Below are 25,023 nucleotides of genomic sequence, written 5' to 3'. Positions count from 1 at the left end.
TCAGCTGCAGTGCTCGAACTCGCTCGTGTAGGTGGCCGTGCCCACCGAGCCGCCCCACTTGACGCACTTGTCCGCGGCCGCGGCCTGGACCGGGCCCGCGTAGTAGTCGAAGTTGCCCGAGTCGGTCTTGCGCGCCGCGCCCTTGACCTCCAGGAAGGCGCTGGTCGCGCTGGCCTTGCCGAGCGAGGTCTTCTTGATGGTCGCGACGCAGTTCTTGCCGGCCGAGCTGCTGTACATCAGGTAGACCGTGCCGCTGGTGCCGAGGGCCTGCGAGTCGATGGTCTTGTAGCCGGGGCCGCAGACCTCCTCGGCGGTGTGCGGGTTGGTGGACCCGCCGCCGCCCGTGCCGCCGGTCACGTAGCTCATGTACTTCGTCCAGTTCCAGTTCGGGCCCGGGTCGGTGTGGTCGGAGCCGGGAACCTGGTTGTGGCCGACGATGTGGCTGCGGTCCTTCGGGATGCCGTAACGGTCGGCGATGCTGCGGGTCAGCGCGGCCGAGGAGCGGTACATCTGGTCGGTGAACCACGAGGCGTTGTTGACGTAGCCCTCGTGCTCGATGCCGACCGAGCGTCGGTTGTAGTTGCCGGCGTGGAAGGCCCGGTTCTTCTCGCGCACCATCTGGGTGATCTGACCGTCCGAGGAGCGGATCACGTAGTGGGCAGAGGTGGGGTTCGGGCGGGGACCGGTCTGGAACCAGGAGATCGTGCCCGCGTACGAGCCCTGCGTCACGTGGATGACGATGCGGTCGATCTTGTCGCCGGTCGGCCGGTTGGAGACGGCGTAGTTGCTGCTGTGCGCCGCCTTCCAGATGGCGCCCGGGTAGTCGACGGCCGCGGCGAGCGCGCGCGGCGCGTCGTCGGCGTACTTGCCGCGGTCCGGCGTCACCTGCACGGGCTCGGTCTGCACGCCCTCGGCGTCGACGCCGGAGGCGAGGGCCTCGTAGACGGCGTCGGCGTAGATGCGCGCCGTGGTGTCGTCGGCCAACTGGCCGTACGCGGCCACCGCGCCGTACCACTTGGCGGGGTCCTTGCGGGCGGTGGCGTCCAGCCCGAGCGCGTCGGCCTTGGCGCGCAGCACGGCGGCGCCGCCCAGGACGTTGGACGCGTCGTCGGTCTTCAGCTTCGCGGCGGAGAGGGAAGTGATCTTGGCGGCCTCCTCCAGCGACTTGTTCGTGGGGTTGCTGACCAGGTGCATCACGCCGTAGCCGCCGCTGGCGCTGGGCTCGCCCTCGTGGTTGTCGAGGTGCGTCTCGGCGTAGCCCAGGGCGACCAGCAGGTCGCGGGGCACCTCGTACGTGGCGGCGGCCTTGGTGAAGGCGTCAGCCAGGGGGTTGGCCGCGGTGGTGGCGGCGGGGGTCGCGGTGGCGGCCTGGGCCACCGCCGGGCCGGACAGAGCAATGAGTCCGGCGATCACAAGAGTTGTAGTCTTCATCATCCGCAATGCTCAGAGGGACTGTTGTAGGTGGTGGAACCGGCCGAGCCGCCCCATTTGACGCACTTGCCGGCGGCAGAGGCGGTCACGGGGCCCGCGTAGTACGCGAAGCTGCCGGTGTCGGTCTGGCGCGCCGCGCCCGCGACCTCCAGGTAGGCGGAGACCGCGCTGGCCGTGCCGACCGACGTCGACTTGATCGTGGCTACGCAGTTCTTGCCGGTGGAGCTGCTGTAGAGCAGGTAGACCGTGCCGTCGGCCCCGAGGGCCGCCGAGTCGATCACCTTGTAGCCGGAGCCGCAGACGGACTCCGCGGTGTGCGGGTTGGTGGTGCCGCCGCCGCAGGAGTTCCTGGAGGTGACGGTCTGCACCGGGTAGCCGAAGGTCACGCCGTCGAAGACGGCCTTCTGGATGTTCGCCGGGTAACTGGTGCCCTTGCGGACCTCGAAGTGCAGGTGCGGGGTGATGTTGTTGCCCGGCTTGCTGGTGTTGCCCACCGTGCCGACCGTCTGCCCCTGCGACACGGTCTGGCCGGCGCTGACCGCGCGGCTGTTCAGGTGGGCGTAGTAGGTGGCGTAGCCGTCACCATGGTCGATCTTGACCAGATTGCCGAAGCCGTTGGTCGAGCCCTGGTGCGCGGAGATCACGACCGTGCCGGAGGCCGCGGCGACGACGGTGTCGCCGAGGTCCGCGTCCGGGGTGGCGCCCCGGTTGAAGTCGATCTCGTACGACTGGTGGGCGCTGCTTCCGCTGGAGTTACCCGTCCAGCTCTGACCGCACGGGAACGGCAGCTGGAAGTTCGGTGCCGCGAGGGTCGCCGTCTCCGCCGTGGCGGTGGAGGTCGGCGCGGGCACCGGCGAAGCCGTGGGGGAGGGCGCGGGGTCCGCGAATGCGGCCGTACCGGTCCCCAGACTGACTAAGAGCGCGAAACCCGTGATCAGCGCTCCGTTGAGCTTCATCGGGTGATCCTTTCTGGTGGGATCTCTGAGACAAGGGTGTGCATATGGCGCACAAGAAACGTCCAGACCCGGTACAAAGAGCTGTCACGCCTCCATAAGGAGCAGATGCGGTCATGACGGTCACTTTTCACGTGCTTGGACCGCTGGAGGTCCGGACATCGGGTCAACCCGTCCGGATCTCCGGCAAGAAGCCTCGCCTGCTGCTGGCCACGTTGTTGCTGGACGCGGGCGGGGTCGTCGGTGCCGACCAGTTGGTCGAGGTGCTCTGGCCCGAGCGCCCGCCCCGATCCGCGCAGGCGAACCTGCGCACCTATGTGAGCTCGCTCCGGACGGATCTGGGCGAGGAGGGCCGATGCCTGCGCGGCAACGGCTCGGGTTACGCCATCGACGTGCCGGAGGGCGCGCTCGACCTCTTGGTCTTCGAGGAACTGGTGGGCCAGGCCCGCTACGAGGAGGCGCTGTCCCTGTGGCGCGGCGCCCCGCTCGCCGATCTGCCGGGCAGCCCGCTCTGGGACCGGCGCCTCGACCCCCTCCACGAGGTGCGGCTGCGCGCGGCCGAGGAACTGATCAGCCGGAGGATGGACCAGGGCGACCACGCCGGCGCCGTGAGTGAGTTGCGCGGGCTGCTCGCCGAGCACCCCTACCGCGAGGACCTGTGGGGACGATTACTCCTGGCCCTCCACCGGGGCGGCAGGAAGGCCGAGGCGCTGCGCGCCTACGCCACGGTCCGGCAGCTCCTCGTGGACGAGCTCGGCGTCGAGCCGGGCACCGGACTGCGCGCCGCGTACGAGTCGATCCTCGCCGACGAGGCGCCGCCCGCCGCCCCCCGCCAGCTCCCGCCCGACGTGCCGGACTTCACCGGCCGGGCCGACGCCCTCGCCGCCCTGAATGAGCCGTTCCAGGTCGCCGTCATCTCCGGACGGCCCGGAGTCGGCAAGACCGCGCTGGCCGTGCACGCCGCGCACGCGCTGCGCGAGAGGTTCCCCGCCGGTCAGCTCCATCTCGACCTCGACGGCAGGGAGCCGGCCGATCTCCTCGCCGAGGCGCTGCGGGCGCTCGGCGCCGACCCGCCCCCGCCCACGGTCCACGAGCGCTCCGCGCTCTTCCGCTCGATGCTCGCCGAGCGTCCCATGCTCGTCCTGCTGGACGACGCGCTCGACGCCTCGCAGGTACGGCCGCTGCTGCCGGGCAACGACTCCGTGGTCATCGTCACCAGCCGCCGACGCATCACCGAGCTGCCCGGCTCCCGCCACATCGACCTCGGCGAGCTGCCGGTCGAGGAGGCCCTGCAGTTCCTCGGCCGGATCGTCGGCCCCGACAGGGTGGCCCGCGAGCAGGAGGACGCCCGCGCCATCGCGGAGGCGTGCGGCGGGCTGCCGCTGGCCGTGCGCAGCGCCGGGGCCCGGCTCGCCGGTCGGCCCGGCTGGTCGCTGGCGGTGCTGCGGCAACGGCTGGAGGACGACCGGCTCAACGAGCTGCAGGAGGTGCGCGTCAGCCTCGACCGCAGCTACCGGGACCTGCCCGACGAGGCCGCCCGCATGCTGGGCACGTTCGGCCGGCTCGGCGCCCTCGCGCAGCCCGGCTGGGTGGTCGATGCGGCGCTCGACCGGCATCGTGCTGACGATGTGACCGATCTCCTCGTCGACGTGAACCTGTTGGAGCTCGTCGGAACGGACCCCGTCGGGCAGCCGCGTTACCGCGTCCCCGACCTGATCCGCCGCCACGCCCTCGAACGCACGCCCGACCGCGACGCCCTGGGCCGCGTGCTCGCCGCCTGGACCGCGACCACCGAGCACGCCATGGCGCGGCTGCCCACCACCGTCTTCAGCCTCACCGCGCCCCGCACGCCGCGCTGGCGCCTGCCCGAGCAGATGCTGGAGCGGCTCACGTCCAACCCGCTCGGCTGGTTCGAGACCGAGCACGACTCGCTCGTCGCGGCCGTCGGCGTGGCCGCCGAGGCCGGGCTGGCCGAGTCGGCCTGGGGCCTGGCCGCCGCCATGGTCCCGTACCTGGACCTGCACTGCCGGCTCGACACCTGGCAGCGCACCCACAGCGTCGCCCTGCAGGCCGCCCGCGCCGGCGGCGACACGTACGGCGAGGCCGCCATGCTGCGCGGGCTCGCCCAGGTCGCCCTCTACCAGGACCGCTACGAGGAGGCGGTCGACGGGTTCGTGCGCTCCCGCCAGCTCTTCCACGACCTGGGCGACGTACGGGCCGAGGCAACGACGATCTGCGGCCTCGGCGCGGTCAGCCAGTTCCGCGGCCGGCCGGCGCAGTCGCTCGGCCACTTCAAGCGGGCCCTGGCCATGTTCCTGGCCGCCGACGACCCCCAGGGCGAGGCGCTCGCCCGGCAGGCCATCGGCCGGGTCTGCCTCAAGTCCGGCGACCTGACCCAGGCGTCCGAGTCGCTGGCCCAGGCCATGCGGCTGGCCCAGGAGCTCGGCGACTCCCACCGCGAGGGCTGCGTCTGCCTCCAGATGGGGCAGCTGCACGAGGCGGTGTCCTTCCACCACCACGCGCTGGACATCTTCGAGTCGCTCGGCGACCGGCACTGCGGCGCGTACGCCCTGCAGAGCCTGGCCCGGCTCCAGGTGCGCCGCGGCGACCTGGCCCCCGCCTCGGCCGGGCTCCAGCGCTCGCTCGAGGTCTTCCAGGAGCTCGGCGACCGCAGCGGCGAGGTGTCGAGCACGCAGCTCCTGGGCGAGCTGTACCGCACCGCGGGCCGTACGGGGCTGGCGCTCGACTATCTCAAGCAGGCCAGCGACCTGCGCCGCCGCCTGCCCGTCTGAGTCCCACCCACTCCTTCCTACCCGCCCGTTTCGGGAGGGCCGTCTTGTCGGGACGTGCCGGATCGTTCCGGTCGTCCCGACAGGACGGCCATCCCTCTCCCTCCTGTTCTCTCCTGTACGTCCCGAGCTGTCCGGCCGTCCCAGCCCGCCCGGTCGTACGCAGACTGCCCGGTCGTCTCAGCCCGTCCGGTCGTCTCAGCCCGTCCGGTCGCCTCGCCCCGTCCGGTCGCCTCGCCCCGTGCGGTCGTCCCGTCGTCCCGGCACCGCGCCCCCGCCGACCGCCCGTGAAGCGATGACTCACGGCCTCGGTCCCCGGACACACCCACTGCCGAGGACCTCGCCCGCTACGCCGCCGCTGGGCCGCACTGAATCCCGGCCCCTCCCGGACGTCCTGCGTCGTCGGGTCGTCTCAGCGCGTCTTGTATACGTCTCGGCCGTGTCCGGGCGCGCAGGGCAGGACCGCGGGTGGGCCGGGCGCCGCCGTCAGGGGCCGGAGACGATGCGGCGCACGAGCCGTCTGAGGCGGGACCGCTGTGGGATCCCGCGCAGCCCGTCGAGCGCCTCGGCCGCCGAGGGCCGCTTGGCCGGCGAGTGGTCGAGCATCCGCCGCACCACGTCGGGAACCTCGGGGCCGAGCGCGTCGGGCCCGGCCGGCAGCTCCCCGGCGAGGAGCTGATAGGCGATCACTCCCGCGGCGTAGACGTCGGAGGCGGCCGTCATGCGGTCGGGCCGGTCCTGGCACTCGGGCGCCACGTAGTGACCGTCGAGGACGTTGCTCAGCTCGTGGGCCACCGTGAAGTTGCGCGGGCCGGGCTTGGAGTAGTCGAAGCCGGTCAGCACGGCATGGCCGTCGTCGGTGACGAGCACGCACGCGGGCGTGAGCGCGCGGTGGATGACGCCGTGGGCGTGCGCGTGCGCGAGACCGCTCAGCAGGTCGGGGATCACGAACGGCGATCCGGCGCCCCGGCCGGGGCTCAGGTGCAGCGCCTCGCCGTGGACGTCGTCGAGCACCAGCACGAACCGGCTCTCGTCGTCGATGGCGAAGAAGTCGCGCGAGCGCACCACGCACGGGTGGGGCGGGATGCGGGCCAGCGACTGGTAGGCGTTGGCGATGCGCTGCCGCTCGGCGGCCCGGGCGGCCTCGTCAGCCAGGGGGTCGGCCTGGTAGACGCGCAGCAGCACGGTCTCGCTGCCCGGCAGCGTCGCGTTGAACGCGCGGTACTCGGTGACCCTGGTGTCGCCGCCGAGCTGCTCCTCGACCTCCCAGTTGCCGTACCTGGGGGGCGCGGTGCTGCGCCGTACGGTCTGGTTCAGCGCGTCGAGGACCGCCGTCAGGTACGGCCGGGCGTCGGGGCTGCACCCGCGCTTGACCCGTGACGCGTCGGCCAGCATCGGCACCAGGCCGGCCAGGCCGGTGACGTGCGCGGCGTCGCGCCCACTGGGGTCGACCAGCTCGGCGTCGGGCGAGGTGAGCACGACGATGCTGTCGACGTAGACGCGTTCGAGCTGGGTGGCCCGGGAGACCAGCAGGCCCTTGAGCGCCCGCGCGGTGCCCCGCAGCTTCGTCACCGGGGAGCCGAACGCCTCCCGGCGCGGCGGGAACCAGCGCGACCCCGACACCTGGATGCGGCCACGCGTGCCCTTGACGTCGACCACCGCCAGCGAGTGGCCGGTCAGGACCAGCAGGTCCACCTCGAACACGTCCTCGCCGCGGGGCACCTCGACGTTGTGCAGCAGCAACCACTCGGCCGGGGCGTGGTCGCGCAGATAGGCGATCACGCGCCGTTCGGCGTCGTTGACCGGACGTCCCCCGCCGACGATCTGTGCCATGCGCATATCCTCGCACGTGGACGCATTGACAGCATGTTGTCGATATGACAGTATGTTGTCATGATGAAGACGAAGAAGCCGGTACATGTAGGGATCTACGACACGTGGGCCGACTGGGAGGTCGGGCACGCGATCGCCCACCTCCGGGCCGAGCGGTTCCACCGCGAGCCCGGCGGCTACGAGATCGTCACCGTCGGCCTGTCCACCGAGCCGATCACCACCATGGGCGGCCTGCGCGTCGTTCCCGACCTCGCGCTGCAGGACCTTTCGCCCGCCGACAGCACCATGCTGATCCTCCCGGGCGCCGACCTGTGGGACGCGGGCGACGAGCTCGCGCCCTTCGCCCGGGCGGCTCGCGCGTTCCTCGACGCGGGCGTGCCGGTGGCCGCCATCTGCGGGGCCACGGCGGGGCTGGCTCGCGAGGGGCTGTTCGACGACCGTGACCACACCAGTGCCGCGCTGCCGTACCTGGAGGCGCAGCCCGGCTACGAGGGCGCCAAGCGCTACCTCGACCGCGACGCGGTGACGGACGGGGACCTCATCACCGCCGGGCCCACGGAGCCGGTGGCCTTCGCCCGCGAGATCCTCGGCCGCCTCGACACGTACCGGCCCGAGGTGCTGGACGCGTGGTACAGGCTGTTCGCCAAGAGCGACCCGTCGGCGTTCGGCGTGCTGATGTCGGCATGACCGGGACAGAGCCTGCCTTTCCCGGCGATGCCGGCCACGAAGCGACGCCCGGCCGTGGGGCGCGGGGCAGCGGACCCTCAGGATCCGCGGCGTCCGGTGAGTCTGCGGCGTCCTCCGGGTCTGCGGCGTCCGGTGGTGCCGTCGGCCAGGACGCGGACGACGCGGCGGCGTTTCTGTCGGCCGCCGCGTTGACCGCCTTCCGGCTCAACGGCCAGCTCCTGGAGGTCGCCGAGGAGCTGGCCCGGCCCGCCGGGCTGACGGCGGCCTGGTGGCAGGTGCTCGGCGCCGTCCTGGCCGAGCCGCTGCCCGTGGCCGGCATCGCCCGGGTCATGGGCATGACCCGCCAGGGGGTGCAGCGGATCGCCGACCTGCTGGTGGAGCGGGGGCTGGCCGAGTACCGGCCCAACCCGGCCCACCGCCGCGCCAAGCTGCTCCAGCCCACCCGGGCCGGCCATGACGCGATCGCGCTGATCAACCCCGGGCATCGGCGCTTCGCCGAGCGCCTGGTCGCCCGGCTCGGCGAGGCGGAGGCACGCGAGTGCCTGCGCGCCCTGCGCCGCCTCTCGGCCGCCCTCGACGACCTGTCCTCCTGAGCACGACGCCCCGTCCTCCTGGGCGCGATCGGCTCTCCTGAGGACGGCGACCTGTCCGGCTCGGCGCGGCTGACTCTCCTGAGCGCGACGACTTGTCCGGCTGGGCGCGGCCTACCCCCTCCTGCGCGCGACGAACGGTCCTTCCGGGCGCGACCGACTCTCCCGAGCGCGGCGAACCGTCCTCCCGAGCGAACGGCGCGCTCCAAGATTTGGATGATCGTGCTTAAACAACGACGTGTGCGCGTCGCGCCATTCTGTATATGGCGGTGATTCGGCGGGTGCCGCGGAAAGCGCGGGTGTGCCAAGAAAACGAGGCGGCTCCTTGACCGCCATGAGGCTTTCTTGGGTTGCGACGCCCGTCCGGTGCCGGGATCGTTATTGACGGCACCTCACCGCCCCGTACAAACGACTATGGCGCCAGTGATTTCCGCGCCGATCAATGGAGGAAACAAACATGATCCGTCGTATTCTCGCCGGTGCTGCCATCGCGGGCATCGCGTTCGGTTTCTCCGCCACCGCCGCCTCGGCCGACGACTACAACAGCGGCAACAGCGTGCTGAGCCAGTTCAGCGCGCTCGACAACGCCACTGTGCTGAACGGCGTGCTCAATGACTCGGTCAAGGACATCGACGTCCTCAACGTCGCCAAGCTCGAGGACGTCAACGTCGCGGTCCTCAACAACGGCTGACCCACTGTCGCGGGGCGCGAGCCCGCGGTTCCTCGCCGACCGTCCGGTTTCCCGCCGGCGGGCCGGCGGCCGCCATCCCCGCGTGGTCACGGCGCCTCATCACCTTCACAGAACGGCCGCGACTCCCCGTCCGGGAGCGCGCTCCGTCCGGCTCGCCGACGAGCCCGATGCGACGGCGGCCCGGGACGTTCCGCTCCAGAGCGAGACGTCCCGGGCCGCCGTCGTCGTTTCCGGCCCCCAGGCCCCAGACACGGCCCGATATCGGATGTTCGTCGCCGCCCACGCGATAATCCGCCAAATGCGTCGTTCGCGGACATATCCGGGCGACGCATAATCAAGCGCCAAGTAATTGAGGGTTGCATTTGACTTGGGCTTAGCGAATTCGAGTTGCGGCGGGCCGGTGAAGCGCGGGATCGTTATTCGGCCTCTCGCGGTCCCGTGAGAGAGCGATTCAGAAGAAGCGCCTCCCCTTCCGCGCTGATTCCCACGAAGGAGAAATCAAAATGATGCGTCGCATTCTCGTCGGTGCAGCCCTCGCCGGTGCCGTCTTCGGCCTCTCGACCGTGAGCGCCCACGCGGACAGCGGCACCAGTGCGCTCTGCACCCCCAAGCCGACCGTCGTGACCGACTGCGCCCCCAAGCCGGTCGTCCTCACGCCCCAGCCGGTCGTCCTTCCCCCCAAGCCGGTCATCGCGGTTCCCTGCGCCACCAAGATCGTGACGACCGCGACGAGCACCACGCAGTGCACGACGACCTGCACGACGAAGTGCGCGACCAACTCCGGGGCGACGCAGTCCTCCTCCACGCAGTCCACCCAGTCGTCGCAGTCCTCGCAGTCCTCGCAGTCCTCGTCCACGCACTCCACGGCCACCAGCTCCACCGCCACGAGCTCGATCAGCTACGTGCCGATGAGCGGCCCGCTCAACACCGGCAACCAGATCGGCAGCCAGTGGTCGGCGGCCAACGACCTCGTTCTGCTGAACGACGTGGCCAACAACTCCGTCAAGCACATCGACGTGCTCAACGTCGGCAAGCTCGACAAGGTCAACGTGGGCGTGCTGAACAACCACCAGGCGGGCGCCACCTCCGTGCTCGCCCCCTGCTGAACCACGGCTAGGCACGGACCGGCCTCCCGCCTGTCGCCGGAGGCACGCGTGCGCGCCGTGCTCGTCTGAACGGGGGCCCGCGTCCTCAGACGGCCTGGGTCCGGCCGGCACCCGTGTTCGAGCCATCCCGAGTGGCTCGTCCACGACGACCCCCGACAGGGGGAGCACCAGCTGGATGGCGGCGGTGCTCACCCGGGATCGGGCCGACGGTGCCGGTGGGATGGTGCACTCCCAGGTGGACCCGGGCCCGCGTGTACGCGGTGACGAGCACGAAGTGATCCGCCGGCGGGTGTGGGCGGGTGATGGCGATCCTGTACAGGGGAGCCCATGCCCCGTCCGGCGGAGACCAACGCGAGGGTCAAGGCGGCCGTCCGGGCCATCAGGTCCGCGGCCGCCCGGCGTACACAGCCCACGCGGCAGGGGGGCGGGGTTCGCCCTGGTTGGGTACGTACCGGACAGAGCCTCCTCAGACCGGCTCATACCCCCACAGCCATACCACCCCTTTAGCCTGGATATCACTTACCGAGAGACAATTCGTGTAATCCTGGTTCCGGACTGGCGAGACACACGACGCCGGTCCGTTCCCCCAGTGCGCAGGGGCCGGAGGCCGACCCCCACGCTCGGAGAGATGGGGGTGCGCGGCCGATGAGCGACGACACGGACACGAACGAGCGGCTGCTCTACGCGGACCGGCTCGTCCGGATCTCCCTGCGGATGCCGCTCCGGGATCCGCGGACCACACCCCACCTTCTGTTCACGCCGGGAGACGCCGGCCCCGTGGTCACGCTGGTCGGGGAGATCGACGTGAGCAACTGCACGGCGCTGACGCGGGCGCTGACCGCCTGCCGAGCCGGTGGCGGGCACGTGACCGTCGACACCGGTCGGCTGACCTTCATCGACCTGGCGGGCCTGCGGGCGCTGATCATGCCGGCGCTCCCCGCGCCGCAGCGCTGGGTGCGGCTGCGCAACGTCACGCCGTACCAGGAGAGACTGCTGCACCTGATCGGCTGGCTCTACGAGCTGGACCCGGAGCCCGACAGCGCCGCGCCCCAGGCCGCTCCCTAGACCGCCGAGCCCCACATCATCGCCGCCGAGGTGCCGAGCCCCGTCGGACCGGCCAGCCGCCACCGGGGCGGCTGGTGGTGGCGGCGCAGCGACTCCTCGTCGTAGCGGCGGCAGTCGCGATGCCACACCAGGATGCCCGACATCCAGTTCTCCAGGTCCGTCACGTAGCCGCGCAGCACCTCGCGCGCCTCGTCACTCAGCCCGGCGTCGTCGTAGAGCACCGGCAGCTCGTGCTCGGCGACGTGCTGGAACTGCCGCATCCGCGAGTTGATGAGGTCGGTCGCGATGCCGAGCGCCTCGGGGTAGCGGCAGCCGAAGAACGTCTCGGTGACCAGCACGACGTTGTGCGTCTCGCCCTCGAACTCGATCTCCTTCTGGTACGAGAACACGTCGTTGAGCAGGGCCGCGTAGTCCATGGCGGAGTTCTCCAGCGAGCGCAGCGGCCCGCTGTCGTAGATCTCGGGCGGCACCCGGTCGCCGTGGGCCAGGCGGCACAGGCTCATCGTGAGCTCCGAGCCGAACGTCATGCGCCGCATCTCGACGTAGTCGACGGGGTCGGGCACCCGGTTGGCGATCTGGTTGGCCAGCTCCCACAGCCAGCTCCGCACCATGTCCTCGATCGCCCCGCGGAACCTGCGGCGCGCCGCCGGCTCCATCGCCCCGGCCGTGCGGGCCCACAGGTCGGCCAGGCCGCGTTCGAGCGCGTTCACCGGCGCCGCGAGCGGCGGCCCGTCGAGCGGCATGAACATCGGCAGCCGCTCGACGCACACCTTGGCGGCGGCCAGGTTGCGGGTGCGGCCGAACACGACGGGGAAGTAGTCGTCGCCGTAGGTGCCCCAGGCCAGCCAGGCCGACGACAGGTCGAGCTGGGCGGGGGAGGCGTCGGGGTGGATGCCCGCCGCGCACAGCGGCAGGTCGTAGTCGGCCAGCTTGTCGGCGTCCCAGACGGCCGAGCCCACCACGCCGGGCTGCGCCTCCAGGATGCCCATCTCGCGCGCCCAGGCGATGAGGTTGACGCGGGCCGATCCGAGGTGGGGCGACAGCCGGGCCTCGAACGGCATGAGCAGCTCCGGGATGACCGACGGCCCGACCCGCCGGTGGGGGACGTGCGCGTACGAGCGGAACCGCTTGGCGCCGAGGATGTCGACGACCGCGCGCATGCCGAGCCCGGCGCCGCGTCCGGCGCGCTCGTTCATGTAACGGCTGGAGCGCATGTGCCACTCATGGCCGCCGGACTGCCAGTCCTGCAGCCCCTTGACGTAGGCCAGCACCCCGGCGCACGACAGCGGGTCGAGGCCGTGCTCGGCGAACAGCGGGCCCAGCTCGGTGGCCACCGTGTGCTCGAACTGCTGGAGCCGGGAGGTGAGCAGGTCGTTGACGGAATCGGCGGCCTCCTGCGTGGTGCAGCCGAGGAACGTCTCCAGCACCAGCACCCCGTTGCTCAGCTCGCCCTCCTCCTCCACCTCCCGCTGGTAGGAGAACAGGTCGTTGCGCAGGTGGACGGCGTCGGAGAACGTGTCGCGCAGCACCCGCATGGGCCGCGAGGCGGCGATGCGGGCGGGCACCTCGGCACCCACGGCGTGCTCGACGAGGCCGGCCGACCACGGCGCCCCGCCGACCTTGCGGCGCATCTCGATGTACTCGACCGGGTTGGGCACCCGGCCGATGTTGATGTTGGACAGCTCCCACAGCGACTCGTTCAGCAGGTTGCGGGTGCTCTCGGCGAAGCGCTCCCGCCACTGCTGCGAGCGGCTGGGCACCGTGCGCCTCCACAGGTCGGCCAGGCCGGCCTCCACCGGGTTGGCCGGCTCCGGCATGCCGGCCGCGAGGTCCGGCGGCATGAACGCGGGCAGCCGGTCGAGGTGCTGCTTGCCGGCCTCGCGGTCGCCGGTGCGCTTGAACAGCTCCAGGAAGTGGTCGTCGAAGAAGAACACCCACACGTACCAGTCGGTGACCAGGCTCAGCTCGGGCCCGTCGCAGTCGGGATGGGTGTAGGCGCACAGCAGGGCGTAGTCGTGGGAGTCGAGGTCACGCTGCTCCCAGACGCCGGAGCCCTCCAGCATGCCCATGGCGCGGGCCCACTCGCTGGAGTGCCGCCGGGCCTCCTCCAGGTGGGGGTTGAGCCGGGCGGGATACGGCAGGTAGAAGTCGGGCAGCTCGAACGGCTGGTCGGCCATGGGATCACTCTGCTCCGCTCGTGGACCTCTGATCGTGAACCTGGACGTCGGTGAGCATGCCGAGCGCGTCGGGCACCAGGACGGCCGCCGAGTAGTGGGCGCTGACCAGGTAGGAGGTGATGGCCCGCTCGTCGATGCCGGTGTGCCGCACGCTCAGCCCGGGCAGGCGCTCGCCGGGCAGGCCGGTCTGCCGCAGCCCCACCACGCCCTGGTCGTCCTCGCCGGTGCGGAACGCCAGGATCGCGGTCGTGCCCGCCCGGCTGACCGGCAGCTTGTCGCAGGGCAGGATGGGCACCCCGCGCCAGCCCGGCAGCACGCGCCCCTCGACGGTGACGGGCTCGGGGTGGACGCCCCGGCGGTTGCACTCGCGGCCGAACGCGGCGATCGCCCGCGGGTGGGCGAGGAAGTAGCGGGTCTTCTTGCGGCGGCTGAGCAGCTCGTCGAGGTCGTCGGGGGCGGGCGGGCCGCCACGCGTGGGGAAACGCTGCCGGGGATCGGCGTTGTGCAGCAGCCCGAAGCCCGGGTCGTTGACCAGCGCGTGCTCCTGCGCCTCCAGGACCGCCTCGATGGTGAGCCTGAGCTGCTGCTCGGTCTGGTCCATCGGCTGGCTGAACAGGTCGGCGACCCGGGTGTGGACCCGGAGCACGGCCTGGGAGACGCTCAGCTCGTACTCGCGCGGGCCGGGGTCGTAGTCGGCGAACGTGCCGGGCAGCACCGGCTCGCCCCGGTGACCGGCGGCCACGGCGACGGCCGCCTCACCGTGCTTGTTGCGCGGCCTGGCCAGCTCGGCGCGGTGCCGGTCGAGCCGGGCGCGCAGCGACGGCGACCGGTCGGCCAGCGCGTCGAACGCCTCCCACGGCAGGTACAGCACCGTGCAGGGCGTGCGGGCCTCCAACGTGTACGACCAGACCCCCTCCGCCCCGGATCGTCCATCGGTCCCGGGGGGCGCGGTCCAGGACCGCTCGGTCCCGGCGTGGTCGCCCGCCGACAGCGTCGCCCGGACCAGGGCGTCGCCGTACGGGCCCCGCTCCAGCCGGACCGCCTTGCCGTACGCGAGCAGCACCAGGCCCCCGGCGGGCTCGCCGGCCCGCACCACGGCCTCGCCCGGTGCGTACTCCCGCTGCTCGAACAGGCCCGCCAGCCGCTCCAGGACGGCGGCGTCGTCGAACCCGCCCAGCGGCGGCAGCTCGGCCAGGCTCGGCGGGATCACCCGGACCCGCGCCCCCTCGAAGGCGAAGCCCACCCGGCCGCCGCCGACGGGATAGGTGTGCCGGCGGTTGACCCGGTAGACGGCGCCGGCCACCTCCACCCAGGGCAGGACCCGCGTCAGCCAGCGAGGCGTGATCTCGCGCGCCTGCGGCGGGGTCTTGGTCGTCGTGGCGAGCAGCCGCGCGGCCTCGGTACCGAGGCTCTGCGGCAGGGCCTCGGTGCCGAGGCCCTGCCGCGCGGCGTCCCGCTGCTGCTCCGTCAAACCGGCACCGTCCATCCGCTCAGTGCTCGTGCCCGAGCTCGACGTCCTCCAGGACGGCCAGCGCGTCGGGAACCAGGACGGCGGCGGAGTAGTAGGCGGTGACGAGGTAGGAGATGACCGCCTTCTCGTTGATGTTCATGAAGCGGACCGACAGGCCCGGCTGGTACTCGTCGGGTATGCCGGTCTGGTGCAGGCCGACGACCCCCTGGCTCTCCTGGCCGGTGCGCATGAGCATGATCGAGGTGGTGCGGGTGTCGGTGACGGGGATCTTGTTGCACGGGAAGATCGGCACGCCGCGCCAGGCCGGCACCCGGTGCCCGCCGACCTCGCTCGCCTGCGGGTAGAGGCCGCGCTTGGAGCACTCCCTGCCGATGGCGGCGATGGCCTGCGGGTGGGCGAGGAAGAAGGCCGGCTCCTTCCACACCTTGGCGAGCAGCTCGTCGAGGTCGTCGGGGGTGGGCGGGCCGCTGCGGGTGCGGATGCGCTGGGAGAAGTCGGCGTTGTGCAGCAGGCCGAAGTCGCGGCTGTTGACCAGCTCGTGCTCCTGGCGCTCGCGAAGCGCTTCGATGGTGAGCCTGAGCTGCTGGTCGAGCTGGCTCATCGGCTGGTTGTACAGGTCGGAGACGCGGGTGTGGACGCGCAGGATGGTCTGGGCGACGCTCAGCTCGTACTCGCGCGGCGCGAGGTCGTAGTCGACGAACGTGCCGGGCAGCGTCGGCTCGCCGGTGTGGCCCGAGGACATGTCGATCGCGGCCTCGCCGTAGTCGTTGCGGGCGCGGTTCTCGACGTCGCGGATGCCGGCCAGGTGATCGCGCAGCTCGGGCGACTGGTCGTGGATCTGCTGGAAGTCGTGCTGGGAGAGCACGAGGACGGTGCAGGTGGTGGCGGCCTTGGCGGTGAAGGGGAAGCGGCCCGGCTCGGTCAGGAGCTGTTCGCCCAGGTGGTCGCCGTCGGCCAGCACGCCGAGGGCCTGCTCGTCGCCGTAGGCGCCGTGGCCGCTCTTGGCGACCCGGCCGTGGGCGATCAGCACGAGCTGGTCGACGGCGCTGCCCTCGGTGACGATCGCCTGGCCCGCTTCGTACTCGCGCTGGATGAACCGGGCGGCCAGCGCCTCCAGCACCTCCATCTCGCAGAAGCCGCGCAGCGGGGCCAGCTCGGTGAGCTCCGCCGGGATGACCCGCACCTCGGCGCCCGTGGTGGTGAAGGTGATGCGGCCGTCGCCGAGGGTGTAGGTGAGCCGGCGGTTCACCCGGAAGACGCCTCCGGAGGTCTGCACCCAGGGCAGCAGCTTCAGCAGCCAGCGGGAGGTGATCTCCTGCATCTGGGGGACCGTCTTGGTGGTCGTCGCCAGATTGCGGGCGGCCTCGGTACTGAGGCTGAGCTGCTGGTCGTGCCCGTTGGAAGCGGTCGACTCGGGTGTTTCGGTCATACTGCACCACCAATCTTCATGGGGAACGACGCCGGTGGCCCGGCGCGGGGGGATGGAACGTTCCAGAACCCGGGGCGGGCGGCCGTGGCGGCCGCCGGTCGCCTACCGGTCGCGGTGGGCGAGCCGCTCGGCCAGCACGGCCAGCGCCTCGCGGGCCTCGGCGGTCATGGGGGCGGCCCGCAGCTCGGCGGCCGCCTCACGCACCCGCTCGGCGATCATGTCCTCCACCTCGGCGAGCGCGCCGGTGGCGATGATGATCTGGCGCAGCTCGTCGGCCTGCTCCTCGGTCAGGTCGGGGTGGCCGTGCCAGGTGCGCAGGTAGGAGCGCTGCGCGGGCGTGGCCCGTTGGACCGCGTGGGCGAACAGCACGGTGTGCTTGCCGTCGCGCAGGTCGTCGAGCGCCGACTTGCCCGTCTCGGCGGACGAGCCGAACGTGCCGAGCACGTCGTCGCGGAGCTGGAACGCCTCGCCCAGCGGCAGCCCGAAGCGGGAGTAGGACTCCAGCAGCTCGGGCGGCGCGCCGGCGAGGGCGCCGCCGATCTGCATCGGCCGCTCCACGGTGTACTTGGCGGTCTTGTAGCGGATCACGGTGAGCGACTCGGGCACGGAGGCGCCGGCGCGGAGCTGGGCCAGGATGTCGAGGTACTGGCCGCTGATGACCTCGCTGCGCATGGCGTCGAACAGGTGGTGGGCCACGCGCAGCCGGCCGGGCTCCACCCCGCAGGACGACAGCAGGGCGTCGGCCCAGGCCAGGCTGAGGGTGCCGAGCAGGATGCCGCCGGCCTGGCCGAAGGTCTCGGCGCCGGGCCCCGCGTGCAGCTGGGACAGGCGCCGGTGGACGGTCGCGTGGCCCCGGCGCAGCTCGCTGCCGTCCATGATGTCGTCGTGGATCAGCAGGCCGGCGTGACACAGCTCCAGCGCCGCCGCCGCGCTGACGATCTCGTCGCAGTCGTCGCCGCCCGCCCCCCGCCAGCCCCAGTAGCACAGCTGCGGGCGCACCCGCTTGCCGCCGCTCAGGATGAAGTCGGTCAGCAGCTCGTACGCCGCGACCACGTCGGGGTCGGACACCGGCGCCCGCCACGCTTCGAGGAAGCCGGTCAAGCGCTGGTCAACGCGAGCTCCGACCAGATTGTGAGTGAAGCCGACTGTCATGACTGAAGGCCCCTTCCGCCAAGGCCACACTACATGTAGTTATTCATCGAACACGGAGTGTGTAAAGTCTCTTCTGTAGCTCCAGGTGGGCGGCGCCGGGGCGGCGCGCCGCCGAGGAGGCTCTGAGCTGGGAGGACCGGCGACACGCGGAACGCGCATGACTACGGAGCGCATCCGAAAGGTGTCTACTTGTAATTACACGCAGTGCGTTTCCAAACAAGTGGGGATTCCATGTCCATGCGCCGCTCACATCTGAGCCTGCTCCTCGCCGCCGTGGCCGCCGCCGCAACCGCCGGTTGCGGCGGCGGCGTCACCGATTCCTCCGCCTCCAGCGAGGCGTCGTCGTCCGCGTCCGCTCCGGCCGGGCACGCCTCCGGCCAGGACCGGGCCTGGATGCGGCAGCTCCACCTGGGCGGCCTGGCCGAGCTGCACGCCGCCAAGCTGGCCCAGGACAAGGGGTCGCAGGACGTCAAGGCGCTCGGCGACACGCTCGTCAAGGACCACGGCACCCTGGACGAGCAGCTCGTGCGCACGGCCGAGCGGCACGGCGTCCGCCTGCCCACCGGCCTGTCGACCGCCCAGCAGAAGGAGGCAGTCGCCCTGGAGAAGGCCGGGCACGCCCGGTTCGACCGGCGCTTCGTCAAGGAGATGGCCCAGTCGCACAAGCGGGCCATCAGCTCGACCAAGCGGGAGATCAAGAAGGGGTCCGCCCCCGAGATCGTCTCGCTGGCCAAGTCCACCCTGCCGTCCCTGGAGCACCACCTGGCCATGCTGCGCGAGGCGGACGGCTCCTGACCGCGGGTCGCCGTACGGCGGCTTCCGGCCGGGGCACGGGCCGCGCCCGGCCGGAGCCGTTTGGCGGCAGGTGTGGGGGTATGGGGGGTGCCGGCGGGAGGAGCAGCCATGAAGGCCGTCACGTGGCACGGCAAGCGGGACGTGCGGGTCGAGGAGGTCCCTGATCCGGCGATCAAGGAGCCGACCGACGCGATCATCAAGATCACCAGCACCGCGATCTGCGGATCCGACCTGCACCTGTACGAGGTCCTCGGGCCGTTCATGACCCAGGGCGACATCCTGGGCCACGAGCCGATGGGCGTCGTGGAGGAAGTCGGCGCCGATGTCGAGCACATCAGGCCGGGCGACCGGGTGGTCGTGCCGTTCAACATCTCGTGCGGGCACTGCCACATGTGCGGCATGCGGCTGTACGCCCAGTGCGAGACCACCCAGGTGCGCGAGCACGGCATGGGCGCCGCCCTGTTCGGATACACGAAGCTGTACGGCCAGGTCCCCGGCGGGCAGGCGGAGTACCTCCGGGTGCCGCAGGCCCACTTCGGGCCGGTCAAGGTGCCGGACGGCCCGGCCGACGAGCGCTTCGTCTACCTGTCGGACGTCCTGCCGACCTCCTGGCAGGCCGTGGAGTACGCGGAGGTGCCCGAGGGCGGCAGCGTCACGGTTTTCGGGCTCGGCCCGATCGGCCAGATGACCGCCCGCATCGCCCGGCACCGGGGCTACCGGGTGATCGCGGTGGACGGCGTGCCGGAGCGGCTGGAGATGGCGCGCCGCCACGGGATCGAGGTGGTCGACGCCCGCGCGGCGGACGACGTGCCCGACGCGGTGCGCGGGCTGACCGGCGGGCGCGGCACCGACTCCGTCATCGACGCCGTCGGCATGGAGGCGCACGGCTCGCCCGGCGCCAAGCTGGCCCAGACCCTCACCGGACTCCTGCCGGACGCGGTGGCCGCGCCGCTCATGAAGCAGGCGGGCGTCGACCGGCTGGTCGTGCTCAACCAGGCCATCGACACCGTCCGGCGCGGCGGCGTCATCTCGGTCATCGGCGTCTACGGAGGCATGACCGACCCGCTGCCCATGCTGCGCATGTTCGACAAGGGCGTCACGCTGCGCATGGGGCAGGCGCATGTCAGGCGCTGGATCGACGACCTGATGCCGCTGGTCACCGACGACGCCGACCCGCTGGCCGTGATGGACCTCGCCACCCACCGGCTGCCGCTGGACGAGGCGCCGCGCGGTTACGAGATCTTTCAGAAGAAGCAGGACGGCGCCATCAAGGTGCTGTTGCGGCCCTAGGTTTCGGTCCCGGGGTTTCGGTCCCCTCTCAGGGGGCACCCGCGCCGGTATGAAGGTGGTGGTGGTCGGCGCGACCGGCAACGTCGGCACGAGCGTGGTGGAGGCCCTGCGCACGGACGACCAGGTGAGGTCGGTCGTGGGCGTGGCCCGCCGGTTGCCCGGGTGGCAGCCGGAGAAGGTCGAGTGGCGCAGGGGCGACGTGGTCACCGACGACCTGACGCCGGTCTTCGAGGGCGCCGACGCGGTGGTCCACCTGGAGTGGCTGTTCCAGCCGACCAGGGACACGACCGTGACGTGGCGGGCCAACGTGCTGGGCGCGATGCGGGTCTTCCGCGCGGTGGCCGAGGCGGGGGTGCCCGCCCTGGTGTACGCCTCCTCGGTGGGCGCGTACTCGCCGGGCCCCAAGGACCGGGCGGTGGACGAGAGCTGGCCCACGCACGGCTGGCCGGGCGCCGCGTACGGCAGGGAGAAGGCCTACGTCGAGCGGGTCCTGGACGTCTTCGAGAACGACAACCCCGACATCCGCGTGGTGCGGATGCGGCCGGGGTTCATCTTCAAGCGGGAGGCCGCCACGGAGCAGCGCCGCCTGTTCGGCGGGCCGTTCGTGCCGCGCCGGCTGGTGCGGCCGGGGCTGATCCCGTTCGTGCCGGACATGCCGGGGCTGCGCTTCCAGTGCCTGCACGCCGAGGACGCGGCCGAGGCGTACCGGCTGGCGGTGGTCCGGCAGGTCAGCGGGGCGTTCAACCTGGCCGCCGAGCCGCCGCTGGACGCCGAGGAGCTGGCCCGGCTGCTGGGCGCCCGCCCGGTGCCCGTCCCGCCGTTCCTGGCCAGGACGGCGATGGCGGCGGGGTGGCACCTGCGGCTGCTGCCCGCGGCGCCGGGGCTGCTGGAGATGCTGTTCCAGGTCCCGCTCATGGACGTGACGCGGGCCCGAGAGGTGCTCGGGTGGACGCCCGCGCACTCCTCGCGGGAGGCGCTGGAGGCGGTCGTCGAGGGGCTGCGCGAGGGCGCAGGGGCGGACACCGCCCCGCTCGCGCCCGACGAGGGCCCGGCCGGGCGGCTCAGGGAGACCGCCACGGGGGTCGGCGGCCGGCCCTGAGCCACGGGTCACCCGATGATCTGGTAGGGCCGCATCATCTCGTTGTCCTCGTGTTCGAGGATGTGGCAGTGCCAGACGTACCGGCCGGGCAGATCGAACGTCGCCTTCACCCGCGTGATCTCTCCGGGAGGCGCGATGACGGTGTCCTTGAAGCCGCGCTCCCACGGCTCCGGCGGCCGCGGGCTGCCGTCGAACGGCTGCCGGTCGACGACCTGGAACTGCACCTCGTGGATGTGGATGGGATGGGCGTCCGCCGTGAAGTTGTACAGTTCCCAGACCTCGGTGGTGTTCAGGATCGGGTCCTCGGTGATCGGGTCGCTCCACAGCAAGGGGTTGGGGACTCCGTTCTTCACGGTGCCGAGCTGGACGATGACGGGACTGACGTCCGGGAAGTCGACCGAGCCCTGCTCGGTGAGCGAGAGTTTCCTGTGGTTGACCGCCGGGCCGAGCGGGTGGAACTGCGGCAGGGTCAGCCGGCTCGGCGGAGTGCTGGTGTCGCGGGAGGTGAGCCGCACGATCTCGAACTTCATGACCTGACCGGTGGTGAGGGGGTCGGCGAACGAGTTGGGCGGCCCGGGGAAGGGCGCGTCGGGTCCCTCGTTGATCAGGTAGATCTCCGTGCCCACCGGCAGGCCGGTGAAGTCCACGATCACGTCGGCCCGCTCCGCCGGCGCGAGCAGGAGCTGGTTGAGCCTGACCGGCGCGGGCAGGAAGCCGCCCTCCGCGCCGATCATCCAGATGGGCAGCACCGGCTTGACCGGGCGTGGCAGCCAGGGGTTCGACGCCAGCTTGAAGATGAGGAAGCGCGAGTCGCATCCGTTGAGGATGCGGAAGCGGTACCGCCGCGGCTCCACCTCGTGCACCGGCCAGGTCCTGCCGTTGACCACGATCGTGTTGCCGAAGAACTCGGGGTTCCAGATCGGTGGGACGTCGCTGGTCGGGGCGTACGGTCCGGTGAAGCCGTCGAAGAAGGTCCGGCTCCTCGGGTAGAACAGCGAACCGTCGTGGTTGAACGAACGGTCCTGCACGGCCAGCGGGATCTCGTAGTAGCGCTTGCCCGGCCGGTCGCCGACCTGCGGCGCGGGACCGGGCAGGCGCCCGTTCGGCAGGTCGCCGGGGCCGCCGCGCAGCAGGTAGAAGCCGGCGGGTCCGGCGTAGACGTTCGCCCGGGTCATCCCCAGGGTGTGGTCGTGGTACCACTGCGTGTTGGCGGCCTGGTCGTTGGCGTACTGGAAGACCGCGTTCCCGCGGTCCCAGAGATCGCCGATCGGCGACTTCTCCTTGAAGAAATTGTAGAAGGAGCCCTCACGGGCGAATCCCGCCGGAATGTTGCGGGCCTTCGGCAGATACCACGCCTCGGGATAGCCGTCGCTGTAGTCGAACGTGTGGTTGCCGTGAACGTGCGTGACAATCGGAACCGGTCCCCGGTAGGGCTTCTGGCTGGTGCCGTTCGAGTCGCGGTCCGCGATGCCGCCCGGCGGATTCGCCCAGTGCAGCGTCTGGTCGACCGGTAGGAGGTGCGGCAGGAAGTCGCCGTTGCGGTCGACGAGGTCGTTGATCCACTTGACCCGGACCGGCCGTCGATAATGAGCGTTTATCGTGAAGGCCGGATAGTTGAACGTGCCGCGGTGGTTGATCGATCCGTAGCTCCACACGGTCGTCGCCGGGAGATCCGGGGGGAGGATCTGCTGCCCGAACTGGCGTACGGCGATCTCGTAGTAGTCGAGTCCGCGGCTGACCCGGGTCGGCGGCATCGCCGGCGGTATGACCAGCCGGGTCACGTACTTGTGGATGACGACCGGGTCGAGCGTTCCTTTCGGCGAAACGTGCGCCGAGGCGGCGCCGAAAAGCCGGACCGGGGCCGCCGTGGCGGCTCCGGCAAGGGTGGCGATCTGTAGAAAGCGCCGACGTTTCAATTCGGGCATACCTCCCCAAGGCATACGGCTGGAGAAAGTCGCGGACCTTTTTCATGCCGTACGACGCCGAAATGCGGACATCTGCGCTTTGTCGCAGGAAACGCGGCGTCCCGGTTGATCCGGCTTTTCCTGTGCCGAGACTGTATCGGAGAGGTCAGAGCTGGGAAGAACAGCGCACCTTGCGTGTCGGGTAAATGGCTCGTCCGGTCAGTTCGAGTCCGGCGTCCAGGCCGCCACCAGGGCGAGGAGGCCGGGGAAGCGCGCTTCGAGGTCGGCGACGCGCACGTGGCTGCGCCGCTCCAGGCCGTACTGCCGCTGCCGGGTGACGCCCGCCTCGCGCAACGCCTTGAAGTGGTGGGTGAGGGAGGACTTGGGGCGGTCGAGGCCGAACCAGCCGCAGGTGTGGTCGAACGCCTCCGACTCCAGAAGCAGCTTGCGCACGATGGTCAGGCGCAGCGGGTCGCTCAGCACGCCGAGCACCGTCTCCAGCCGCAGGTCCTCGACCGCCGGCTCGGGCAGCGGTTCGGGCAGTCCCGCGGGCTCCGGAAGCGTCCTGAAGGCGGGCGCCGGAGGCGTCGTCGATGGCATGTGCGGCTCCTCGTTCCCGGTGTCGGCTGTACGAGTCCGATCGTACTGCATGCTAAGTTCGACTTAGTTCGTACTGTGTCGGCTGGAAGGAGCCGCCATGTCCATGAGTCGAGCGTTGCCCGTGAGAGTGCCGGTCGAGCGCCCGGGGACGGCCGCCGCGGCGGCTCCCGCCCGGTGGGTCTGGCTGGCGGCCTGGCCGGTGACCGCCGTCTTCGTCCTGTCCAACGCGGCCACCCCGCTGTACGCGCTGTGGCAGCGTGACATCGGGTTCTCCAAGGGCACCCTGACCGTGGTCTTCGCCTTCTACATCGTCGGCCTGATCGGCTCGCTGCTCGTCTCGGGAGTCCTGTCCGACCGGCTCGGGCGCAAGCCCGTGCTGCTGCCCGCGCTCGGGCTCGCCCTCGCGGCCTGTCTGATCTTCGCGACGGCGAGCAGCGTGGCCGCGCTGATCGTGGCCCGGCTGTTCGCCGGCGTCGCGGTCGGGGCCGTGGTCTCCGGCGGCATGGCCGCCGTGTCGGACGTGGCCGGCCCGCACCGCGCCCGGCTCGGGGCCCTGCTCGCGTCCTGCGCCATGGTCTTCGGCGCCGGGCTGGGCCCGCTGCTCGCCGGAGTGCTCTCCGAGGCCCTGCCGGCGCCCACCGTGACCGTCTTCGCCGTGGTGGCGGCGCTGCTGGTGACCGCCGTCGCCGTCGTGCTCCGCATGCCGGTCCGCCGTCCGGCCCCGGGCGCTTCGGGACGCGCGTCCTGGGTGCGCGTGCCCTCCGTGCCGCGCGGCAACGGCCGTCACCTCGCCCTGGGGGTCGCCGTGTTCGCGCCGGGCATCACGGCGACCTCGTTCGTGCTCTCGCTCGGCCCCTCGCTGCTCACCGGCCTGCTCGGCGGCACCAACCGGATCCTCGCGGGAGCCATGGCGTTCGCGATGTTCCTGGCCTCGACGGGGGTGCAGTTCGCGGTCCAGAGGCTGCGCCGCGGCACGATCCTGATCGCCGGGGCGGCCTCCACCGCCCTCGCCATGGTCGTGCTCGTCGCCGCCGTCCAGGCGGCGTCGGTCCAGGTCCTCGTCGTCGCCGCGCTGCTGGCCGGCGCCGGTCAGGGCATGGGGCAGCTCGGCGGGCTGTCCCTGCTCAACTCCACCGTCCCGGCCGGGCGGCTGGCCGAGGCGAACGCGGCGCTCAACGTCGGCGGTTACGCCCTGGCCGGCCTGCTGCCGGTGTCGGCCGGCTACCTCAGCGACGCCATGGGGCTGACCGGCGGAACGACCCTCTTCGGCGCCGTTCTGATGGCTCTCGCGGTCGCCGGCGGTCTCGTGGCGGTCCTCGGCCGCCGGTGGGTGCCCGAGTCGAGATGACCAGCAAAAATCGTCTTTTTGCAGATAATCCACACCTGGACGACTTGGGTAGGCTGACGGCATGACCGCGATGGCGCCCGCGCGCACCGAGACCGACCTGTCCTTCCTGCTCGACCACACCAGCCACGTGCTGCGTACCCGGATGGCGGCGGCGCTGGCCGAGATCGGGCTGACGGCGCGCATGCACTGCGTGCTGGTCCACGCGCTGGAGGAGGAGCGGACCCAGATCCAGCTCGCCGAGCTGGGCGACATGGACAAGACCACGATGGTGGTGACCGTGGACGCGCTGGAGAAGGCAGGGTATGCCGAGCGCCGCCCGTCCAGCACCGACCGGCGGGCGCGGATCATCGCGGTGACGGAGGCGGGCGCGGCCGTCGCCCGGCGCAGCCAGGAGATCGTGGACGGCGTGCACCGCGACGCGCTGCGGGCGCTGCCCGATGACGAGCGCGAGGTCCTGGTGCGCGCCCTGAACCGCCTGGTGGGCGGGCATCTCGCCGAGCCGGCGGAGGGGCCGCAGCCGGCCCGCCGGGCGAGGGAGCGGGCGAAGTAGGTCCGAAGAGGATCGTCTATTACGGAACTATCTGCTACGGTCTCTCTTGTCTACTGAGACGGG

20 protein-coding genes are annotated in these 25,023 nt (G+C 71.6%); 11 read left to right on the top strand and 9 right to left on the bottom strand.

Translation table 11 applies throughout. The annotated features are described in order from the left end of the window. Nucleotides 1-1,434 carry an N-acetylmuramoyl-L-alanine amidase gene (locus tag HTZ77_RS13880; RefSeq protein WP_175589963.1) on the bottom strand — a complete coding sequence of 478 codons (1,434 nt, stop codon included), beginning with the start codon at nt 1,432-1,434 and terminating at the stop codon, nt 1-3. Beyond that, nucleotides 1,431-2,387 (bottom strand): M23 family metallopeptidase, encoded by a 957-nt coding sequence (locus tag HTZ77_RS13875; RefSeq protein ID WP_175589962.1) that lies wholly within the window; start codon nt 2,385-2,387, stop codon nt 1,431-1,433. Before HTZ77_RS13875 ends, HTZ77_RS13880 begins: the two co-directional genes overlap by 4 nt. A gap of 113 nt (nt 2,388-2,500) precedes the next feature. Between HTZ77_RS13875 and HTZ77_RS13870 the strand changes: the two genes are divergently transcribed. Beyond that, the gene (locus tag HTZ77_RS13870) at nt 2,501-5,176 is read left to right on the top strand and encodes an AfsR/SARP family transcriptional regulator (protein ID WP_175589961.1); all 2,676 of its coding nucleotides are present in this window, start codon (nt 2,501-2,503) and stop codon (nt 5,174-5,176) included. A 483-nt stretch (nt 5,177-5,659) separates the two neighbouring features. Here the strand turns inward: HTZ77_RS13870 and mads6 are convergent, their stop codons facing one another. Beyond that, complete coding sequence (mads6, locus tag HTZ77_RS13865; RefSeq protein ID WP_175589960.1) at nt 5,660-7,006, bottom strand: methylation-associated defense system protein kinase MAD6; 1,347 nt, start codon at nt 7,004-7,006, stop codon at nt 5,660-5,662. Between the two features lie 60 nt (nt 7,007-7,066). Here mads6 and HTZ77_RS13860 point away from each other — a divergent pair, with 60 nt between their 5' ends. The 5 genes from HTZ77_RS13860 to HTZ77_RS13840 all read left to right on the top strand — a co-directional run bounded on the left by HTZ77_RS13860 (nt 7,067) and on the right by HTZ77_RS13840 (nt 11,145). Further along, the gene (locus HTZ77_RS13860; RefSeq protein WP_175589959.1) at nt 7,067-7,693 is read left to right on the top strand and encodes a DJ-1/PfpI family protein; all 627 of its coding nucleotides are present in this window, start codon (nt 7,067-7,069) and stop codon (nt 7,691-7,693) included. A gap of 188 nt (nt 7,694-7,881) precedes the next feature. After that, nucleotides 7,882-8,286, top strand: a complete 405-nt coding sequence (locus tag HTZ77_RS13855) for a MarR family winged helix-turn-helix transcriptional regulator (RefSeq protein ID WP_328808578.1) — start codon at nt 7,882-7,884, stop codon at nt 8,284-8,286. 454 nt (nt 8,287-8,740) lie between these two features. Next, nucleotides 8,741-8,974, top strand: a complete 234-nt coding sequence (locus HTZ77_RS13850; RefSeq protein ID WP_175589957.1) for a hypothetical protein — start codon at nt 8,741-8,743, stop codon at nt 8,972-8,974. A gap of 503 nt (nt 8,975-9,477) precedes the next feature. Continuing rightward, complete coding sequence (locus HTZ77_RS13845) at nt 9,478-10,080, top strand: hypothetical protein (protein ID WP_175589956.1); 603 nt, start codon at nt 9,478-9,480, stop codon at nt 10,078-10,080. A 645-nt stretch (nt 10,081-10,725) separates the two neighbouring features. Then, nucleotides 10,726-11,145 carry an STAS domain-containing protein gene (locus HTZ77_RS13840; RefSeq protein ID WP_175589955.1) on the top strand — a complete coding sequence of 140 codons (420 nt, stop codon included), beginning with the start codon at nt 10,726-10,728 and terminating at the stop codon, nt 11,143-11,145. Here the strand turns inward: HTZ77_RS13840 and HTZ77_RS13835 are convergent. From HTZ77_RS13835 to HTZ77_RS13820, 4 genes are all read right to left on the bottom strand, one after another. After that, a complete protein-coding gene (locus HTZ77_RS13835; protein WP_175589954.1) occupies nt 11,142-13,322 on the bottom strand; it encodes a terpene synthase family protein in 2,181 nt (726 codons plus the stop codon). The two genes, HTZ77_RS13840 and HTZ77_RS13835, sit on opposite strands and share 4 nt — an antisense overlap. Nucleotides 13,323-13,326: 4 nt before the next feature. After that, complete coding sequence (locus HTZ77_RS13830) at nt 13,327-14,793, bottom strand: family 2B encapsulin nanocompartment shell protein (protein ID WP_235994661.1); 1,467 nt, start codon at nt 14,791-14,793, stop codon at nt 13,327-13,329. A gap of 19 nt (nt 14,794-14,812) precedes the next feature. After that, nucleotides 14,813-16,222 carry a family 2B encapsulin nanocompartment shell protein gene (locus HTZ77_RS13825; protein ID WP_175589952.1) on the bottom strand — a complete coding sequence of 470 codons (1,410 nt, stop codon included), beginning with the start codon at nt 16,220-16,222 and terminating at the stop codon, nt 14,813-14,815. 102 nt (nt 16,223-16,324) lie between these two features. Beyond that, a complete protein-coding gene (locus HTZ77_RS13820) occupies nt 16,325-17,323 on the bottom strand; it encodes a polyprenyl synthetase family protein (RefSeq protein ID WP_175589951.1) in 999 nt (332 codons plus the stop codon). Between the two features lie 288 nt (nt 17,324-17,611). Here HTZ77_RS13820 and HTZ77_RS13815 point away from each other — a divergent pair, with 288 nt between their 5' ends. The 3 genes from HTZ77_RS13815 (at nt 17,612) to HTZ77_RS13805 (ending at nt 20,558) form a co-directional block, all read left to right on the top strand. Continuing rightward, nucleotides 17,612-18,169, top strand: a complete 558-nt coding sequence (locus HTZ77_RS13815; RefSeq protein WP_175589950.1) for a DUF4142 domain-containing protein — start codon at nt 17,612-17,614, stop codon at nt 18,167-18,169. A gap of 108 nt (nt 18,170-18,277) precedes the next feature. Continuing rightward, nucleotides 18,278-19,459 carry a zinc-dependent alcohol dehydrogenase gene (locus HTZ77_RS13810; protein WP_175589949.1) on the top strand — a complete coding sequence of 394 codons (1,182 nt, stop codon included), beginning with the start codon at nt 18,278-18,280 and terminating at the stop codon, nt 19,457-19,459. A gap of 49 nt (nt 19,460-19,508) precedes the next feature. After that, a complete protein-coding gene (locus tag HTZ77_RS13805; protein ID WP_175589948.1) occupies nt 19,509-20,558 on the top strand; it encodes an NAD-dependent epimerase/dehydratase family protein in 1,050 nt (349 codons plus the stop codon). Nucleotides 20,559-20,566: 8 nt separating this feature from the next. Here the strand turns inward: HTZ77_RS13805 and HTZ77_RS13800 are convergent, their stop codons facing one another. Together HTZ77_RS13800 and HTZ77_RS13795 are read right to left on the bottom strand one after the other, a co-directional pair. Further along, entirely contained in the window at nt 20,567-22,483 is a 1,917-nt protein-coding gene (locus HTZ77_RS13800) for a multicopper oxidase family protein (protein ID WP_175589947.1), read from the bottom strand. Between the two features lie 198 nt (nt 22,484-22,681). After that, on the bottom strand, nt 22,682-23,062 hold the full coding sequence (locus HTZ77_RS13795; protein ID WP_175589946.1) for an ArsR/SmtB family transcription factor: 381 nt from the start codon (nt 23,060-23,062) through the stop codon (nt 22,682-22,684). A 97-nt stretch (nt 23,063-23,159) separates the two neighbouring features. Here HTZ77_RS13795 and HTZ77_RS13790 point away from each other — a divergent pair, with 97 nt between their 5' ends. Both HTZ77_RS13790 and HTZ77_RS13785 read left to right on the top strand, forming a co-directional pair. Then, entirely contained in the window at nt 23,160-24,410 is a 1,251-nt protein-coding gene (locus HTZ77_RS13790) for an MFS transporter (RefSeq protein ID WP_175589945.1), read from the top strand. A 61-nt stretch (nt 24,411-24,471) separates the two neighbouring features. Then, nucleotides 24,472-24,960 (top strand): MarR family winged helix-turn-helix transcriptional regulator, encoded by a 489-nt coding sequence (locus HTZ77_RS13785; RefSeq protein WP_175589944.1) that lies wholly within the window; start codon nt 24,472-24,474, stop codon nt 24,958-24,960. Nucleotides 24,961-25,023: the final 63 nt, after the last annotated feature.

This window comes from Nonomuraea montanisoli (assembly GCF_013363975.1).
In the GTDB taxonomy this organism is placed as follows: Bacteria; Actinomycetota; Actinomycetes; order Streptosporangiales; family Streptosporangiaceae; genus Nonomuraea; species Nonomuraea montanisoli.
Note: the sequence above shows the minus strand (reverse complement) of the source record. Positions and strands in the feature narration are given on the sequence as shown.